The sequence below is a fragment of the Cryobacterium tepidiphilum genome, from assembly GCF_003716325.1.
In the GTDB taxonomy this organism is placed as follows: Bacteria; Actinomycetota; Actinomycetes; order Actinomycetales; family Microbacteriaceae; genus Cryobacterium; species Cryobacterium tepidiphilum.
Window position 1 is genome coordinate 88,336 of record NZ_RDSR01000004.1, and the last position, 17,677, is coordinate 106,012.

The window sequence follows — 17,677 nt, forward strand, 5'->3', positions numbered from 1 at the left end:
CGAGGGCAGCGGATAGTAAGTCACAAACGTGACGTTCTACCTTAGCTGCTTCGGCCTGCCGCCGGCAACCCGCACTCCGCCGGCACCACGGGGACGGCCACCGCCGCGAGTGCTGGCGACATGCCGCCAGCGTGCGAGGGAAGCGGCAGGAAGCGCGCACCCGCGGATCAGGGAGGCGAAGGCTAGGTCAGCAGTGCCGACCGCAGCGTGTCGAGGCCGACACCGCCCAGGTCGAGCGCCTGGCGGTGGAACTCTTTGATCGAGAAGGCGTCGCCCTCGCGTTCCCGGTAGGCGTCGCGCAACTGCTCCCAGATGCGCTGCCCCACCTTGTAGGAGGGCGCCTGCCCCGGCCAGCCCAGGTAGCGGTTGACCTCGAAGCGCACGAATCCGTCGTTCATGTTGACGTTCTGCCGCATGAACTCGAACGCGTACGCCGCATCCCAGACGCCGTGCCCGTCGGGGCGCTGCTTGCCGAGGTGCACGCCGATGTCGAGCACCACGCGCGCCGCGCGCATCCGCTGCCCGTCGAGCATGCCGAGCCGGTCGGCCGGGTCGTCGAGGTACCCGAGCTGTTCCATGAGCCGCTCGGCGTACAGCGCCCAGCCCTCGGCGTGCCCGGAGGTACCGGCGAGCTGGCGCCGCCAGGTGTTGAGCTTGGCGCGGTTGTAGACGGCCTGGCCGATCTGCAGGTGGTGCCCGGGGACGCCCTCGTGGTAGACGGTGGTGAGCTCCCGCCAGGTGTCGAACTCGGTCACGCCCGGCGGCACCGACCACCACATGCGGCCGGGGCGGGAAAAGTCGTCGGTGGGGCCGGTGTAGTAGATCCCGCCCTCCTGGGTGGGGGCGATCATGCACTCGAGCGCCCGGATCTCCTCGGGGATGTCGAACTGGGTGCCGGCGAGCTCGGCGACGGCCCTGTCGCTGGTCTCCTGCATCCAGCGCTGCAGCGCGTCGGTGCCGTGCAGTTTGCGGGTCTCGTCGCGGTCGAGGTGCGCGATGGCTTCGGCGACGGATGCGCCGGGCAGGATCTCCCGGGCGATGCTCTCCTGTTCGCGCACCATCCGATCGAGCTCCGCGACGCCCCACTCGTAGGTCTCGTCGAGGTCGATGGTGGCGCCGAGGAAGCGGCGCGACTGCAGAGCGTACAGCTCCCGCCCCACCGCGTCCTGCTCCGTCGCCGCCGGCTCCAGGTCGTGCTCGAGGAACGCGGCGAGCGTGCCGTACGCGGCGGCGGCCTTGCGGGCGCCGGCCTCGAGGTCGAGGGCGAGCGAGGCGGGCAGGCTGCCCTCGGCGAGGTCGGCGTTCGCGGCAAGGGCGGCGAAGAAGCCGTCGTGGGCCGCATGCTTGCCGGCCTGCTCGGCGACCTCCCGCACCTGCCGCTTCGCGGGCGTCACCCCGCGCTCGATGCCGAGCCGGAGGGTCTCGATGTAACCCGACACGGCGCGCTCCACCTGGCCGAGGCGGGAGGCGATGTGCGACCAGTCCTCCACGGTGGCGGTGGGCATGAGGTCGAAGACCTCGCGGATCTCCTGGGCTGGGGACGCGATGACGTTGAGGTCGCGGAGGTCCCAGCCCGCGTCGTGGCTCTCCAGCGCAAGTGCGAGCTCGCTGCGGAGGTCCGTCCGGGTGACCTCGTCCACGCCGTCGACCGGGGTGGACGCGTCGAGGCGGGCGATGACCTTCCGCGCCTCCTCGACGAAACGGTCGTGGCCCGCCGGCGAGTAGTCGCCGAAGCGACCGGCTCCCTCCGTGCGGCCGATGTAGGTCCCGACAGTCGGGTCGAGGTCGACGAGGGCGTCCACCCAGTCCTCGGCGATGGCGTCGATCGCGGTGGGAGTGCGCTGCGGTTCGTTCGTCATGCCCCGAGCCTAGAGGAGCGCCCAATACTCGCGAAACGGGAGTTGTGGCCGGACCCGCGGCGTTCTGAACGGCCACGACTCCGGTTTCGCATGCGGGGTCGCTGGTCAGTGGGCGGCCGCGTCCCAGTTCGGGCCGCGGCCCACCTGCACGTCGAGGGGCACCAGGAGATCAGCGGCCGTGGACATGCGGTGCGTGACGAGCGCCTGGAGCGGCTCCCACTCCCCCGGCGCCACGTCGAAGATCAACTCGTCGTGCACCTGCAGCATCATGCGCGACGCGAGCTGCTGGTCGGCGAGGTCGCGGGCGATGTTGATCATCGCGATCTTCATGATGTCGGCGGCGGAGCCCTGGATGGGCGCGTTCAGCGCCGCGCGTTCGGCGTTCTCGCGCAGCACCCGATTGCGGCTGTGCAGATCGGGGAACGGCCGGCGGCGACCGTAGATCGTCTCGGTGTACCCATCGACCCTGGCCTGTTCGACGACGTTCCGGAGGTAGTCGCGCACCGACCCGAACCGGGCGAAGTAGTCCGTCATCAGCTGCTTCGCCTCGGCTGTCTCGATGCGCAACTGCTTGGACAGGCCGAACGCGCTGAGGCCGTAGGCGAGACCGTACGACATGGCCTTGACCTTCGAGCGCATCTCGTTCGACACCTCCTCCGGGCTGACGCCGAAGATGCGGGCGCCGACGAACCGGTGCAGGTCCTCTCCCGCGTTGAACGCCTCGATGAGCCCTGGGTCCTCCGACAGGTGGGCCATGATGCGCATTTCGATCTGCGAGTAGTCCGCGGTCAGCAGCGACTCGGCATCCGCCCCGGCCTGGAAGGCGGCACGGATGCGACGGCCCTCTTCGGTGCGCACCGGGATGTTCTGCAGGTTCGGGTCGTTCGACGAGATGCGGCCGGTGGTGGTGCCGATCTGCAGGTAGTTGGTGTGGATGCGCCCGGTGGCGTCGATCGCCTTGTCGAGCGTCTCCACGATCTGGCGCAGCTTCGTGGCGTCGCGGTGCTGCAGCAGGAGGTCGAGGAACGGATGCGGGTTGCGCTCCTGCAGGTCGGCCAGCGAGCCGGCATCCGTTGAGTAGCCGGTCTTGTTGGCGCGGGTCTTCGGCATGCCGAGCTGGTCGAAGAGGACCTCCTGCAGCTGCTTGGGCGACCCGAGGTTCACCTCCCGGCCGATCTCGGCGTACGCGCCGGCGGCCAGCGTCGCGATCCGGTCGGCGAGCTGCGCCGACAGCTGCGACAGCTGCTCGTGGGAGACGGAGACGCCGGTGAGTTCCATGTCGACGAGGGCGCGGAGCGTGGGCATCTCGATGTCGGTGAGCACCCTGCGGGAGCCGTCGTCGAGGAGCGTGATGATCGCCGCGGCCGCGCGGAGCGCGAACCACGCCTGGGCCGGCGCTCCCCCGCCGGGCCCCTCGTCGGGCACGAGCTGGTTCGGGTCGCTCACCGGGAGCGTTTCGTCGAGGTAGCGGGTGACGAGGTCGGCCAGGGTCTTATCCGGGCCCCCGGGCCGGAGCAGCCAGCCGGCCACCAGGGCGTCGACGGCCAGGCCGTTGAACGCGACGCCGGCGCGGGCGAGGGCCTTCAGCTGGTACTTGGCGTCGCACATGACCTTCGGGGCGTCGCTTGCCAGCCAGGCCTCGAGCGGGGCGTAGTCGGCGCGTCCGGGCTGCCAGTTGAGGGTGATCGTCTCGGTGGGGCCGGCGAGCCCGAATCCGATGATCGCCTCCCCTTGCACCTCGACGGTCAGGCCGAGGCCTTCCGGGGAAGCCGCCTGGGCCTGGGTGATCCAATGCGCGAGTTCCTCATCGAGGAGCTCCTTCGGCTCGGGGATCGCCGGCGCCTCGGGCCGGAGGTCGCCCGCGACCTCGAGGATCTGGTCGGCGATGGGCCCGTCGGCGCCCTCGAGCTTCAGCACCCGGTCGAGCAGGCTCTTGAACTCCAGCTTGTCGAAGATGTCACGCACCGAGGTGTGGTTGATCGCCGCGCGCTGGAGCGCCTCAAGTTCGACCGGGAGCTCCACGTCGGTCACGAGGCGGTTCAGCCTGCGGTTCCGGATCGCGTTCTCCTTCTGCTCGCGCAGGTTGTTGCCGACGACGCCCTTGATCTCCTCGGCGTGCTCCAGGATGCCGTCGAGGCTTCCGTAGAGCCCCAGCCACTTCACGGCCGTCTTCTCGCCGACCTTGCTGATGCCGATGAGGTTGTCGCTGGTCTCCCCGACCAGGGCGGCGATGTCGGGGTACTGGTGCGGTTCGATGCCGTAGCGCTCGCGCACCTTGACCGGGTCGTACCGGGTGAGCTGCGAGACGCCCATCGCGGACGGGTAGAGCAGGGTGACGTCGTCGTTGACGAGTTGGATGGTGTCGCGGTCCCCGGAGACCAGGAGCACGTCATAGCCCGCCTCCCGGCCGCGTACCGAGAGCGTCGCGAGGATGTCGTCGGCCTCGTAGTCCTCTTTCGTGATGGTCGGGATGTTCATGGCGGCGAGGGCTTCCTGCAGCAGCGGGACCTGGCCGGAGAACTCGGGCGGCGTCTCGTTGCGGGTGCCCTTGTACTCCGGGTAGTCCCGGGTGCGGAACGAGTGCCGGGAGATGTCGAACGCGACGGCGAGGTGGGTGGGGTTCTCGTTCTTCAGCAGCAGGAGCAGCATCGACAGGAACCCGTGGATCGCGTTGGTGTGCTGCCCACCGCGGGTCTGGAAACTGTGCACCGGGAGTGCGTAGAACGCCCGGAAGGCCAGGGAATGGCCGTCGATGATCATCAGGGTAGGCTTTTTCGCGTCCGACACAGACCCAGCCTACAAGCGCCGTCCGGCGCCGCTGGCCGAGGATTTACAGGTGACGATGAGCGAGCAGACCGACGTGCCACAGCAGACCGCCGACCACCTCCACTGGGTGGAGCGACGCGGCGCCGGCGCCCTCGCCGAGAAGATGGGCATCGAGTTCCTCGAATTCAGCCTGGAACGCGCGGTGGCGCGTATGCCCGTGGAGGGCAACACGCAACCGGCGATGCTGCTGCACGGCGGCGCATACGTCGTGCTCGGTGAGTCGCTCGGCTCGATGTCGGCGAACCTGCACGCCGGGCCGGGCCGGCTGGCGGTGGGCATCGAGATCAACGCCACGCACACGCGGGCGGCGACCTCGGGTTACGTGACCGGGGTGTGCACGCCGATCCACCTGGGGCGCACGCTCACCACCCACGAGATCGCGGTCACCGACGACCAGGGCCGCCGCTGCTCCACGATCCGCATCACGAACCTGATCACCGACCGGCCTGCATCCGTCGCCCCTGACCCGAACGCGGGTTGAACGCCGCTGCGCGGGTCGAATTCATGCCGCGTAACGGCGTTCGACCCGCGCAGCGGAAAGAGACGGCTACTGGCTACTTCTTGACGGAGAGCTGCTCGATGATGGCCTGGGCAACGTCGTGCATGGTCAGGCGGCGGTCCATCGACGCCTTCTGGATCCAGCGGAACGCCTCGGGCTCGGTGAGGCCCATCTTCTCGTTGAGGAGGCCCTTGGCCCGGTCGACGAGCTTGCGGGTCTCGAAGCGCTCGACGAGGTCGGCGACCTCGGCCTCGAGCGTGATGATCTGGCTGTACCGCGACAGGGCGATCTCGATCGCCGGCAGCAGGTCGTTGGGGGTGAACGGCTTGACGACGTAGGCGAGGGCGCCGGCTTCGGTGGCGCGCTCGACGAGCTCCTTCTGGCTGAACGCGGTGAGCAGGACGACCGGCGCGATGTGCGCCTTGCTGAGGCGCTCGGCAGCGCTGATGCCGTCGAGCTGCGGCATCTTCACGTCCATGATGACGAGGTCGGGGCGAAGCTCGGTCGCGAGGGCGACGGCCGTCTCGCCGTCTCCGGCCTCACCGACCACCTCGAATCCGTTGTCGCGAAGGATTTCGACGATGTCGAGGCGGATCAGGGATTCGTCCTCGGCGACGACGACGCGGCGCGGAGGAGTGGGGGTGCTGTCTTGGTCGGTCACGGTGAAAGCCTACGGTATTCTGATCAACGGTGTTGTGAGCCGGTGTGGCGGAATGGCAGACGCGGAGCACTCAAAATGCTTTGTCCGGAAGGACGTGTGGGTTCAAGTCCCACCACCGGCACCTAGTCCTTGAGGGCGCTGACGCGAACGTAGTCGAAGGTGCTCGTGAACCCGGCGCCGCCCATCGACACGAGCCCGATCCGGGCGTCGCCGAGCGCGTGCGTCCAGGTGCCGGACTCGCGCCAGGTGTGGCCGTCGATGCTCGTGAAGGCCGTGTACAGGTCGGTGTCGCCCTGCGCGCGGTGCACGATCCGCAGGTACGCCCAGTCCTCCCCGACCGGGCCGCCGACGGTGTTGCCGTAGCTCGGGTATCCCTCGGGCACCGGCTGCACGTTCTTTCCGAACTCGGTCTGCTTGGTGTTCCAGATCGAGACGGATGCGAGCTTGACGTAGTTGCCGTCGTCGCCGTAGACCACCAGGCCGCCTTGCACGTAGTTGAAGCAGCAGCCCTCCGGCGTGTCCATGCTCACCTTGGCCTCGACCACGTAGTCGCCGTCGGGCGCCGGTTCGGTCAGTACGCTCGCGAGCGGCGTGGCCGGCGGATGCAGGTCGGCGGCCTGGGTGTCCCACACCAGCTTCCCGTGCGACAGGTCGTACTCCCCCGCGCCGGGCTCACGCACCCAGGTCCACTGGTCCGACAGCCGATTGCCGCTGAACTCGTCGGAGAGACCGGCGATGCGGTGGCCCGGGCGGAGTTCGCCGCTCCTGCCGGGGGCGAACGACGGCTCGTACGCGGTCTGCTGCCCCGGCTGCGCGGCCGGACCGGGCACGGGCTCGTCGGAAGGCCCCTGGCCGCCCCGCACCACCGGCCAGCCGTTCCGCCAGTCGAGCGGGTCGATCAGCGCCGGGCGTTTCGTGTAACCGACGTCCCCGGAATAGTAGGGGTCGGTGCGGTCGACCGCGTGGTAGACGATCCAGTCCTGGCCACTGGCATCGGTGATGACGGTGTTGTGGCCGGTGCCGACCCAGCGGTTGCCGTTCTGGGTGAGCACCGGGGTGCCGCCCACGTGCGGGTCGAGGATGGATACGCCGTCGCGGTCGAGGAACGGGCCCAGCGGGCTGCGCGAGCGCGCGACGAAGGTGGCGTACCCGGTGAGCGGCCCGTTGCAGCAGTTCGTAGCGGAGCCGAAGAAGTAGAACCATCCGTCGTGTTCGACGATGTAGGTGCCCTCGTAACGGTTGTCGATCGCGATCTGCTGCTCGGTCGCCGGGTCGGTGGAGAGCCCGTCGTCCGAGAGCACCCGCGCGAAGATGCCGCCGAAGTAGCTGCCGTAGTACAGGTAGCTGGCGTCGGCGGTCGTCACCACGTGCGGGTCGAACTTCCAGTGCCCGGCGTCGTCGGGCAGCACCACCGGGTCGTAGTCGTAGTTCCAGGGCCCGGTGGGGCTGTCGCTGGTGGCGACCCCCACGGCGGAGCCGCCGCCTGCCAGTGTGGTCTCGCTGGCGGCGAAGTACAGGCGGTACTGCCCGTCCCGGTAGATCACCTCGGGCGCCCAGATGCCGCCGGTGGGCTTCACCCAGTCGGGCTTCGTCGGGAACGCATCGCCGACGTAGGTCCAGTGGATGAGGTCGGTCGACTGGAATGTCGGCACGCTGTGCTGCACGAGGGCCCCGGCCGCGTCTCGCTCCGTCTCGGTGAGCGCGTCGGACGTGCAGTACAGGTACCAGTGGGTGTCGCCGCTCGCCTGCCCGTGGATGACGCTCGGGTCGGCGCAGCTGGCCGCCTGGCCGCCGTCCGGGAGCTCGAGGTCGAGCGGGTTCTGGTAGGCGGGGGCGACGGATGACGCGCCCGCCGTGGGCGGGGAGCCGAAGGCCGTCGTGGGTATGGCCAGCGCACCGGCTACGAGAACAGCGGTGAACAGGGCAAGACGGCGACTCGTCATTGTGGCTCCTCCACGTCGGCGTGGCAACTGGAGCCAAGGGTACGCCCGGCCGGGCGGGAGGCCAAGGGCGGCATCCGTCTCGTCACCGCCCGGCGGTCGGCCGCGTCACCGACCGGCGGTGTACTCCCGGAGCGCCTCGACGACGAGCGCGTGATCGTCGACCTGGGCGAGGCCGGAGACGCCCACGACACCGACCAGGATCTCGCCGACGATGAGCGGGAAGCACCCGCCGTGCGCGGCGAAGCGGCGCGGGTCGAGGCGGGAGTCTCGGTCGAAGTCGCGCCCGGCCGCCTGGAACTGGGTGCGCACGGCGAGCGACGAGTGGCCGAACCGGCGCACCACGCGTGCCTTGCGCTCCAGCCAGTCGTCGTTGTCGGCAGCCGACCCGGCCAGGGCGATGTGGAACACGCGCTGCTCCCCCAGCGTGACCTCCACGGCGATGGGGTGCGAGCGTTCCCGGCCGAGACGCACCAGAAGCATGCCGAGCTCGAACGCGTCGTCGTACCCGAACGAGCCGAACCGCAGGTCGCGCTCCTGCTGGAGGAGTTCGGACAGCAGGTCCTGGTCGTGCTCGCTCATGTGTCTCCCGTTCGTGTCAGCCGATGCCCGGTGCCACCGCGCATGCCCGAGCTTAGCGAGACCCGGGCGCGGTCAGGGTGTGAAGCGCGGCCCTCCGGGGTACCCGTCAAGGGAGCACGTTCGAGCAGCCGGGCCGACGCACCCAGGACGCGTGCACCAGGACGCGTGCATCCAGGACGCGTGCACCCAGGCACGGAGGAGACCGATGACAACGATGACCCGGCCCCACACCGAGCACGCCGAGAACGACGAGGCCGCCCGGATGCTGTGCATCACCGACCCGAGGGACGGCACGCCGGTCGGCGAGGTCGCGGTCTCGGCCGATGCCGAGGTGGCCGCGGCGCTCGAGCAGGCCGCACGCGCCTTCACGGAATGGCGTCGCGTCTCCCCCGCCCAGCGCGGCCTCGCCCTGCGCGCGGCCGGGCGACGTCTCGCCGCGCACGCGGAGGAACTGGCCGCGCTCACCGAGCGTGAGACGGGCAAGCCATACCAGCAGGCGCTCGGCGGCGTGAACGCGGGCGCCGACACGCTGCTGCAGTACGCGGAGCTGGCCCCGGTGCACCGCGGAAAGAGCCTGCGCGGTGCGGGCACCGCCATGGATTACACCGTCGACCAGCCCCGCGGCGTGGTCGTCGTGCTGACGCCGTGGAACGACCCCGTCGCCGTCGCCGCCGGGCTCATCGGGGCGGCGGTGGTCACGGGCAACACCGTCGTGCACAAGCCGAGCGAGCGCTGCCCGCACCTGGGCGCCCGCCTCGGCGAGATCCTCGCGCCCGCGTTCCCCGACGGCGTGCTCAGCACCGTGCAGGGTGACGGGGCGGTCGGGGCGGCGCTCGTCACTGGCCGCGGTGTGGCCGCCGTCGCCCACGTCGGCTCCTCCGACGCTGGGCGGAACATCGCGCGGGCCGCGGCCGGAACCGGGGTGCACGTCATCCGCGAGAACGGCGGCAACGACGTGCTGATCGTCGACGCCGACGTCGATCCGGCCTGGGCGGCGAGCCAGGCGGCTCTCGGCGCGTTCTTGAACTCCGGCCAGATCTGCACCTCGGTGGAACGCGTCGTCGTGCTTCGCGACATCGCCGACGCGTTCATCGGGCACCTCGTCGAGGAGGCGAACGCGCTGAACGCCTCCGGCGCGCTCGGCCCCATGGTCGACGAGCGGATGCGCCGTGCCGTGCACGCGCAGGTGCGCCAAGCCGTCGAGGCCGGAGCGCGGGCGCTCGTGGGCGGTGCGATACCGGACGGCGCGGGTTCGCACTACCCGGCGACCGTGCTCGTGGACTGCGACCCGGCGATGGAGGTTCTGCGGTCGGAGACCTTCGGGCCGGTCGCGCCCGTCGTCGTGGTCGACAGTTTCGACGAGTCCGTGCGCCTGGCGGCGGACGACCGATACGGACTCGCCGCGACGGTGCTGACGGCGTCCATCGCGCACGCCGCCCGGGCGGCGGACGAGCTGCCCGTGGGAACGGTGAAGGTGAACGCGGTGTTCGGCGGCGCCCCCGGCGGCGCCGCCGAGCCGCGTGGCGACAGCGGAAGCGGGTTCGGCTACGGGCCGGAACTGCTCGACGAGATGACATTCACCAAGGTGGTGCACATCGAGCCGGCGCCGCCGGCATCCGCCGCCTCGTAGCCCGGCGCGGCGGTTGAGCGCTGCGAGCGGAGACACGGAAACCCCGCCGGCGGGACCGGCGGGGCTTCGTATGCTCGCGGCTAGGCGCGGGCGTACGCGGGGTGCACCTGGTTGTGCGCGTCGCCGACCCGGTGGACCCGGATGTCGTTGGTCGAGCCGATGATGCCGGGAGGGGACCCGGAGATCACCACGACGGTGTCGCCGATCTCGGCCAGGCCCTCGCCGATCAGGATGTCGTCGACCTGGCCGAACATGGCGTCAGTGTGGGTGACGCGGTCGACGAGGTGGGTCTGGATGCCCCAGGTGAGCGCGAGGCGGCGGCGGATCGCGGGCAGCGGCGTGAAGGCGATCATGGGGATCTTCGAGCGCAGCCGGGCCATCCGGCGGGCGGAGTCGCCGGACTCGGTGAACACGCACAGGAACTTCGCGTCGACGAACTCGGCGACCTCGCTGGCGGCCAGCGTGACGGCCCCGCCCTGGGTGCGCGGCTTGGTCGACAGCGGCAGGATGCGCTCCAGGCCGTGCACCTCGGTGGAGTCCACGATGCGGGCCATGGTCTGCACGGTCACGACCGGGTACTCGCCCACGCTGGTCTCGCCGCTCAGCATGACGGCGTCGGCGCCGTCGAGCACAGCATTGGCAACGTCGGAGGTCTCGGCGCGCGTCGGCACCGGGCTGTGGATCATCGACTCCAGCATCTGCGTGGCGACGATGACGGGCTTGGCCATGCGGCGCGCGATCTCCACGGCGCGCTTCTGCACGATCGGCACGGCCTCCAGGGGAAGCTCGACGCCGAGGTCGCCGCGGGCGACCATGATGGCGTCGAACGCGTCGATGATCTCCTCGAGGTGGTCAACGGCCTGCGGCTTCTCGATCTTGGCGATCACGGGAACCCGGCGGCCTTCCTCGGCCATGATCTCGTGCACCCGGGTGATGTCGCTGGCGTCGCGCACGAAGGACAGCGCGATGAGGTCGGCGCCGAGCTTCAGGCCCCAGCGCAGGTCGTCCTCGTCCTTCTCCGACAGGGCGGGAACGTTGACGGCGACGCCCGGCAGGTTGATGCCCTTGTTGTTCGACACGGGTCCCGCGACCACGACGCGGGTCGTGACGACGGTGCCGTCGGTCTCGACGACCTCGACCTTGACCTTGCCGTCGTCGATGAGCAGGAAGTCGCCCGGCTTCACGTCCTGCGGCAGCCCTTTGAACGTGGTCCCCGAGAGCTCCTTGGTGCCCACGACGTCTTCGATGGTGATCTTGAAGATGTCGTCGACGGCCAGGTCGTACGGGCCGGCCTCGAACTTGCCGAGGCGGATCTTGGGACCCTGCAGGTCGACCATCACGGCCACCGCCCGGCCCGAGTCATCCGCTGCCTTGCGCACGTTGGCGTAGACACCCTCGTGCACGTCGTAGCTGCCGTGGCTGAGGTTCATGCGGCAGACGTCGACGCCGGCATCGATCAGCGCCCTGATCTGCTCGTAACTGGACGCTGCCGGCCCGAGGGTGGCAACGATTTTCGCGCGTCTCATTCTGGTGAGTCTCCGGTTTCCGCGCTTCTGGAGCGCTGTTGTGCTGGTTGTGCCGGCGCCGGCCGGGATCAGATGGCGAAGGCGCGGTCCGTGGGCTTCACGGGTGCGGGCAGCATGGTCTCGCCCTCGAGGTAACGGTCGACGGCCGCTGCGGCCGCGCGTCCCTCCGCGATCGCCCAGACGATGAGCGACTGTCCGCGGCCGGCGTCTCCGGCAACGAACACGCCTTCACGGCTGGTCTGGTAATCGGCATCACGGTCGACATTACCGCGCTCGTCGAACCCGAGACTCATCTGGTGCTCCAGGTCGCCCTGTTCCGGCCCGGTGAAACCGAGGGCCAGCAGCACGAGGTCGGCCGGGATCTCCCGCTCCGTCCCCGCCTTCGGCACGCGCCTGCCATCGAGGAACTCGGTCTCGGCGACGCGGATGGCGCGCACCTCACCCGCGTCGTTGGAGAGGAACTCGACCGTTGACGCCAGGAACTGCCGCACTCCGCCCTCCTCGTGCGCGCTGGACACCTCGAACAGTGTCGGCGACATGGGCCACGGCTGGTGGTCGGGCCGGGTCGTGCCCGGCTGTTTGCCGATGGCGAGGCTGGTCACGGATGCCGCGAGCTGGCGATGCGCCGTGCCCACGCAGTCGGCGCCGGTGTCGCCGCCGCCCAGGACGACGACGTGCTTGCCGGCCGCGGTGATCTGGTCGGCGACCTCGTCGCCGGCGCCCACCCGGTTCTGCTGCACCAGGTAGTCCATGGCGAAGTGCACGCCGCGGAGGTCGCGGCCGGGGATCGGCAGGTCACGGGGCACCATGGCGCCGATGGCGACCACGACGGCGTCATAGCGGCCGCGGAGCTCGTCCCAGCTCATGTCGACGCCGATGTTCACGCCCGGGCGGAAGCGGGTGCCCTCGGCGGTCATCTGCGCCAGGCGCTGGTCGAGCTGGCGCTTCTCCATCTTGAAGTCAGGGATGCCGTAGCGCAGCAGGCCGCCGATGCGGTCGTCGCGCTCGAAGACGGCGACCGTGTGCCCGGCGCGGGTGAGCTGCTGGGCAGCGGCGAGGCCGGCCGGGCCGGAGCCGACGACGGCCACCGTCTTGCCGGTGAGGCGCCCCGGAAGCTGGGGCTCGACCCATCCGTTCTCGAACGCCTGCTCGATGATCGACATCTCGACGTGCTTGATGGTGACGGCGGGCTGGTTGATGCTGAGGACACATGCGGATTCGCAGGGCGCCGGACAGAGCGTGCCGGTGAACTCGGGGAAGTTGTTGGTGGCGTGCAGGCGTTCGATGGCCACGCGGCCCTCGTCGCGCCAGGTGAGGTCGTTCCATTCCGGGATCAGGTTGCCGAGCGGGCAGCCCTGGTGGCAGAACGGCACGCCGCAGTCCATGCAGCGCCCGGCCTGGCGCCGCAGAGTGTCGTTGTCGCGCGCCTCGTAGACCTCTTTCCAGTCCATGAGCCGCACCGAGACGGGTCGCCGTGGCGGCAGTTCCCGCTCGCGGGTCTTCAGGAATCCCTTGGGATCAGCCATTGGTTACCTCCAGAATTCGGTTCCAGACCACGTCGCCGTCGGGGTCGAGGCCCTCATCGAGGGCGCTCTGCCGGGTTTCGAGCACGGCCGCGTAGTCGCGCGGCAGGACCTTGACGAACGATCCCATGGCGGTGTCGATGTCGGCGAGCAGCCGGGTGGCCAGGGCGGAGTCGGTCTCCGCGACGTGCTGCTGCAGCAGGTCGACGAGGATCTCCCGGTCGGCGGCGCCGAGCGGCAGCAGCTGCAGCTCACCGGAGTCGACGGCCTCGCGGTTGACCGCGTCGGGCCGGAGCTTGTACACGTACGCGGTGCCGCCGGACATGCCGGCGCCGAGGTTCCGGCCGGTGCTCCCGAGGATGACGGCGAGGCCGCCGGTCATGTACTCGAGCGCGTGGTCGCCGACGCCCTCGACCACGGCGATGGCGCCGGAGTTGCGCACCAGGAAGCGCTCGCCCACGATGCCGCGGATGAACATGCTGCCCTGGGTGGCGCCGTAGCCGATCACGTTGCCGGCGATGACGTTCTTCTCGGCCGCGAACACGCTCTGACGGTCGGGGCGAAGCACGATCTGGCCGCCCGAGAGTCCCTTGCCGACGTAGTCGTTGGAGTCGCCTTCGAGGCGGAGCGTGATGCCCGCCGGGAGGAAGGCGCCGAGCGACTGGCCCGCGCTGCCGGTGAGGGTGACGTCGATCGACCCGGCGGGCAGCCCGTTGGCGCCGTGGCGCACGGTCAGTTCGTGCCCGAGCATGGTGCCGACGGCACGCTCGGTGTTGCGGATGGGCAGTGCGATCCTGACCGTGCCGCCGTGGTCCAGCACGCTCGCGCTCTGCCGGATCAGTTCGTTGTCGAAGTGGTCCTCGAGCTCGTGGTCCTGGGGGCGTCCCCACTGCCGCGGCTCGGACCAGGAGAAGTCCGGCCCGACGAGGATGGGGGCGAGGTCGAGCCCGGATGCCTTCCAGTGGTCGATCGCCCCGTTCACGTCGAGCATCTCGCGGTGGCCGACGGCCTCCTCGATGCTCCGGAACCCGAGCTCGGCGAGGTACTCGCGCACCTCCTGGGCGATGAACTCGAAGAAGTTGACGACGTAGTCCGCCTGGCCGGAGAACCGCTCACGGAGCTCGGGGTTCTGCGTCGCCACGCCCACGGGGCAGGTGTCGAGGTGGCAGACACGCATCATGATGCAGCCCTCCACGATGAGCGGGGCGGTGGCGAAGCCGAACTCCTCGGCACCGAGGAGTGCGCCGATGACGACGTCGCGGCCGGTCTTCAGCTGCCCGTCGACCTGCACGACCACCCGGTCGCGCATGCCATTGAGCATCAGGGTCTGCTGCGTCTCGGCCAGGCCCAGCTCCCATGGCGTGCCGGCGTGCTTGAGCGAGTTGAGCGGACTGGCGCCGGTTCCGCCGTCGTGGCCGGAGATCAGGATCACGTCGGACAGGGCCTTGGCGACACCCGCGGCGACGGCGCCGATGCCCGACTGGCTGACCAGTTTCGTGTTGATGCGCGCCTTCGGATTGGCGCGCTTGAGGTCGAAGATCAGCTGCTTGAGGTCTTCGATCGAGTAGATGTCGTGGTGCGGCGGCGGAGAGATGAGGCCGACGCCCGCGGTCGCGTGGCGGGTGCGGGCGATCCACGGGTAGACCTTCGTCGGCGGCAGCTGCCCGCCCTCGCCGGGCTTGGCGCCCTGCGCGAGCTTGATCTGGATGTCCTCGGCGTGGGTGAGGTACATGCTCGTGACCCCGAACCGGCCGGATGCCACCTGCTTGACGGCGCTTCGGCGTTCCGGGTCGAGCAGGCGCTCCAGGTCCTCGCCGCCCTCACCGGTGTTGGACTTGCCGCCCAGCCGGTTCATGGCGATCGCGAGCGTCTGGTGCGCTTCCTCGGAGATGGACCCGTAGCTCATGGCGCCGGTCGCGAAGCGCTTCACGATCGTGGAGACCGGCTCGACCTCGTCGAGCGGCACGGGCGGCCGCACCCCGGTCTTGAGCTTGAACAGCCCGCGGAGGGTCATGAGCTTCTCCGCCTGGTCGTCGACCAGCGTGGAGTACTCGCGGAAGATGTCGTACCGCCGGGTGCGGGTGCTGTGCTGCAGCCGGAACACAGTGTCGGGGTTGAACAGGTGCGGTGCGCCGTCGCGGCGCCACTGGTACTCGCCGCCCGTGCTGAGCCGCTCGTGCGCGGTCGCCGCGGTGTCCTGCGGGTAGGCCAGGGTGTGCCGGCGCAGGTTCTCGGCGGCGATGACGTCCATGCCGACGCCGCCGAGCTTGCTCGTGGTGCCGGTGAAGTACGCGTCGATGAACTTTTGGCTGAGCCCGACCGCTTCGAAGGTCTGGGCCCCGGAGTAGGAGGACACCGTGGAGATGCCCATCTTCGACATGATCTTCAGCACGCCCTTGCCCAGGGCCTTGATCACGTTGTAGACGGCCTGCTCGGGCGTGACGTCGGTGATGGTTCCGCTGCGCACGAGTTCCTCGCAGGTCTCCATCGCGAGGTAGGGGTTGACGGCGGATGCGCCGTAGCCGATGAGCAGGGCCACGTGGTGCACCTCGCGCACGTCGCCGGCCTCCACGACGATGCCCACCTTCATGCGGTTCTCGGTGCGGATCAGGTGGTGGTGCACGGCCGCCATCATCAGCAGCGACGGGATCGGTGCGAGGTCCTTGTTGGAGTCGCGGTCGGAGAGCACGATGAAGTGCGCACCGGCCTCGATCGCCCGGTCGACCTCGTGGCAGATGACCGCGAGGCGGTTCGCCATCGCGCCCGGGCCCTCGTCGAAGCGGTACAGGCCGCGGATCGTCTTGGTGGTGCGGCTGCCGGGAGCGATGTCGATGTGCTGGATCTTGGCCAGCTCGTCGTTGTTGATCACCGGGAAGTCGAGGACCACCTGGCGGGCATGCTCCGGGCCGGCGGTGAGCAGGTTGCGCTCGGGTCCGAGGCCGAGGCGGAGCGAGGTGACGACCGCTTCGCGGATCGAGTCCAGCGGCGGGTTGGTGACCTGCGCGAACTGCTGGGTGAAGTAGTCGAAGAGCAGGCGGGGCCGCTCGCTCAGCACGGCGATGGGCGTGTCACTGCCCATGGCGCCGATCGGCTCCGCGCCGGTGCGGGCCATGGGAGCCAGCAGGATACGCACCTCTTCCTCGGTGTAGCCGAAGGTGCGCTGGCGGCGCACGACGGATGCCCGCGGGTGCACGATGTGCTCGCGCTCCGGCAGGTCGGCAAGGTTGATGCGGCCCGAACCGAGCCAGTCGCCCCACGGCTCGCTGGCGGCGAGCTCGGTCTTGATCTCGTCGTCCTCGATGAGGCGGCCGGCGACGGTGTCGACGAGGAACATCTTGCCGGGGCGGAGCCGCCCCTTCTTCACCACGCGGCTGGGGTCGATGTCGAGCACGCCGATCTCGCTGGCGAGCACGACGAGGCCGTCGTCGGTGACGAGGTAGCGTCCCGGCCGGAGGCCGTTGCGGTCGAGCGTCGCGCCGACCAGGGACCCGTCGGTGAAGACGATCGCGGCGGGGCCGTCCCACGGCTCCATCATCATCGAGTGGTATTCGTAGAAGTCGCGGCGCTCCTGGTCCAGGCCGGGCTGGTTCTCCCACGCCTCGGGCACCATCATCATGACGGCGTGCGGGAGGCTGCGCCCGGCGAGGGTGAGCAGCTCAACGACCTCGTCGAACGACGCCGAGTCGCTCGCACCGGGGGTGACGATCGGCAGCAGCGGGTCGAGGTCGCCGAGGAGCTCGGAGTGGAGCTGGGACTGCCGGGCGCGCATCCAGTTGCGGTTGCCCTGCACGGTGTTGATCTCGCCGTTGTGGGCGATCATCCGGAACGGCTGCGCCAGCGGCCAGGACGGGAAGGTGTTGGTCGAGTACCGGGAGTGCACGAGGGCGAGCGTCGACGCGAACCGCTCGTCGGAGAGGTCGGGGTAGAACGGCTCGAGCTGGAGCGTGGTGACCATGCCCTTGTAGACGAGGGTGCGACACGACAGCGACGCGAAGTACACCTGCAGTTCGCGCTCGGCGCGCTTGCGCAGCCGGAACGCCTGCCGGTCGAGGTCGATGCCGCCGACCGGCGCGCCGGCGGTTGTGGTGTGCGTGCTCGACACGAACAGCTGCTGGATGGCGGGCATGGCCGCGCGGGCGAGGGTGCCCACCTCGTCCGGGCGCACCGGCACCTCGCGCCAGCCGAGGACCGTGAGGCCCTCCGACTCGGCGATGGCGGCCAGTTCCCGCTTGACGGTGCTCCGGGCGGTGGGGTCGGTCGGCAGGAACGCGTTGCCGACGGCGTAGCGGCCCTTGTCGGGCAGGGCGAAGTCGGCGACGGCGCGCAGGAACACGTCGGGGACCTGCGTGATGATGCCGGCGCCGTCGCCGGTGCCGGCATCGGAGCCGACCGCGCCGCGGTGCTCGAGGTTGCGGAGCGCCCCGAGCGCGGCGGTGATGATGTCGTGCCCGGGGGTGCCGCGAAGCGTGGCGACCATGGCCAGGCCGCAGGCGTCGCGCTCATCGGCCGGGTCGTACAGTCCCTGCTTTGCGGGAAGGCTGCCGCACCGGGTGAACGGTGACGGCGCGACGGCGTCGGTCTGCGGGGAGTGGGGGGTCTTTGCCATGGGGCTGTCCTCACGTCGTGATCGG

General features: G+C 70.0%; 10 protein-coding genes and 1 tRNA gene. 3 read left to right on the plus strand and 8 right to left on the minus strand.

Annotated elements, in window-relative coordinates; translation table 11 throughout:
- Nucleotides 1-182: 182 nt before the first annotated feature.
- A complete protein-coding gene (locus tag EEJ31_RS03730; protein ID WP_123044954.1) occupies nucleotides 183-1,859 on the minus strand; it encodes a DUF885 domain-containing protein in 1,677 nt (558 codons plus the stop codon).
- Between the two features lie 105 nt (nucleotides 1,860-1,964).
- A complete protein-coding gene (polA, locus tag EEJ31_RS03735) occupies nucleotides 1,965-4,646 on the minus strand; it encodes a DNA polymerase I (protein WP_123044955.1) in 2,682 nt (893 codons plus the stop codon).
- A 55-nt stretch (nucleotides 4,647-4,701) separates the two neighbouring features.
- Here polA and EEJ31_RS03740 point away from each other — a divergent pair, with 55 nt between their 5' ends.
- On the plus strand, nucleotides 4,702-5,166 hold the full coding sequence (locus EEJ31_RS03740) for a hotdog fold thioesterase (RefSeq protein ID WP_123045051.1): 465 nt from the start codon (nucleotides 4,702-4,704) through the stop codon (nucleotides 5,164-5,166).
- Nucleotides 5,167-5,239: 73 nt separating this feature from the next.
- Here EEJ31_RS03740 and EEJ31_RS03745 read toward each other — a convergent pair whose 3' ends face one another.
- Nucleotides 5,240-5,845 (minus strand): ANTAR domain-containing response regulator, encoded by a 606-nt coding sequence (locus tag EEJ31_RS03745; RefSeq protein ID WP_123044956.1) that lies wholly within the window; start codon nucleotides 5,843-5,845, stop codon nucleotides 5,240-5,242.
- 38 nt (nucleotides 5,846-5,883) lie between these two features.
- Here EEJ31_RS03745 and EEJ31_RS03750 point away from each other — a divergent pair.
- A tRNA-Leu gene (locus tag EEJ31_RS03750) sits at nucleotides 5,884-5,966 on the plus strand.
- A 1-nt stretch (nucleotide 5,967) separates the two neighbouring features.
- Here EEJ31_RS03750 and EEJ31_RS03755 read toward each other — a convergent pair.
- Both EEJ31_RS03755 and EEJ31_RS03760 read right to left on the minus strand, forming a co-directional pair.
- Nucleotides 5,968-7,788 (minus strand): family 43 glycosylhydrolase, encoded by a 1,821-nt coding sequence (locus EEJ31_RS03755; protein ID WP_123044957.1) that lies wholly within the window; start codon nucleotides 7,786-7,788, stop codon nucleotides 5,968-5,970.
- Between the two features lie 105 nt (nucleotides 7,789-7,893).
- Nucleotides 7,894-8,367: a heme-degrading domain-containing protein gene (locus tag EEJ31_RS03760; protein WP_123044958.1), complete on the minus strand. Its 474-nt coding sequence runs from the start codon at nucleotides 8,365-8,367 to the stop codon at nucleotides 7,894-7,896.
- 205 nt (nucleotides 8,368-8,572) lie between these two features.
- Here EEJ31_RS03760 and EEJ31_RS03765 point away from each other — a divergent pair, with 205 nt between their 5' ends.
- Nucleotides 8,573-9,997: an aldehyde dehydrogenase family protein gene (locus tag EEJ31_RS03765; protein ID WP_123044959.1), complete on the plus strand. Its 1,425-nt coding sequence runs from the start codon at nucleotides 8,573-8,575 to the stop codon at nucleotides 9,995-9,997.
- 80 nt (nucleotides 9,998-10,077) lie between these two features.
- Here the strand turns inward: EEJ31_RS03765 and pyk are convergent, their stop codons facing one another.
- The 3 genes from pyk to gltB all read right to left on the minus strand — a co-directional run bounded on the left by pyk (nucleotide 10,078) and on the right by gltB (nucleotide 17,652).
- Nucleotides 10,078-11,523, minus strand: a complete 1,446-nt coding sequence (gene pyk / locus EEJ31_RS03770) for a pyruvate kinase (RefSeq protein ID WP_123044960.1) — start codon at nucleotides 11,521-11,523, stop codon at nucleotides 10,078-10,080.
- A gap of 68 nt (nucleotides 11,524-11,591) precedes the next feature.
- Nucleotides 11,592-13,049 (minus strand): glutamate synthase subunit beta, encoded by a 1,458-nt coding sequence (locus EEJ31_RS03775; protein ID WP_123044961.1) that lies wholly within the window; start codon nucleotides 13,047-13,049, stop codon nucleotides 11,592-11,594.
- Complete coding sequence (gltB, locus tag EEJ31_RS03780; RefSeq protein WP_123044962.1) at nucleotides 13,042-17,652, minus strand: glutamate synthase large subunit; 4,611 nt, start codon at nucleotides 17,650-17,652, stop codon at nucleotides 13,042-13,044. Before gltB ends, EEJ31_RS03775 begins: the two co-directional genes overlap by 8 nt.
- Nucleotides 17,653-17,677 lie beyond the last annotated feature (25 nt).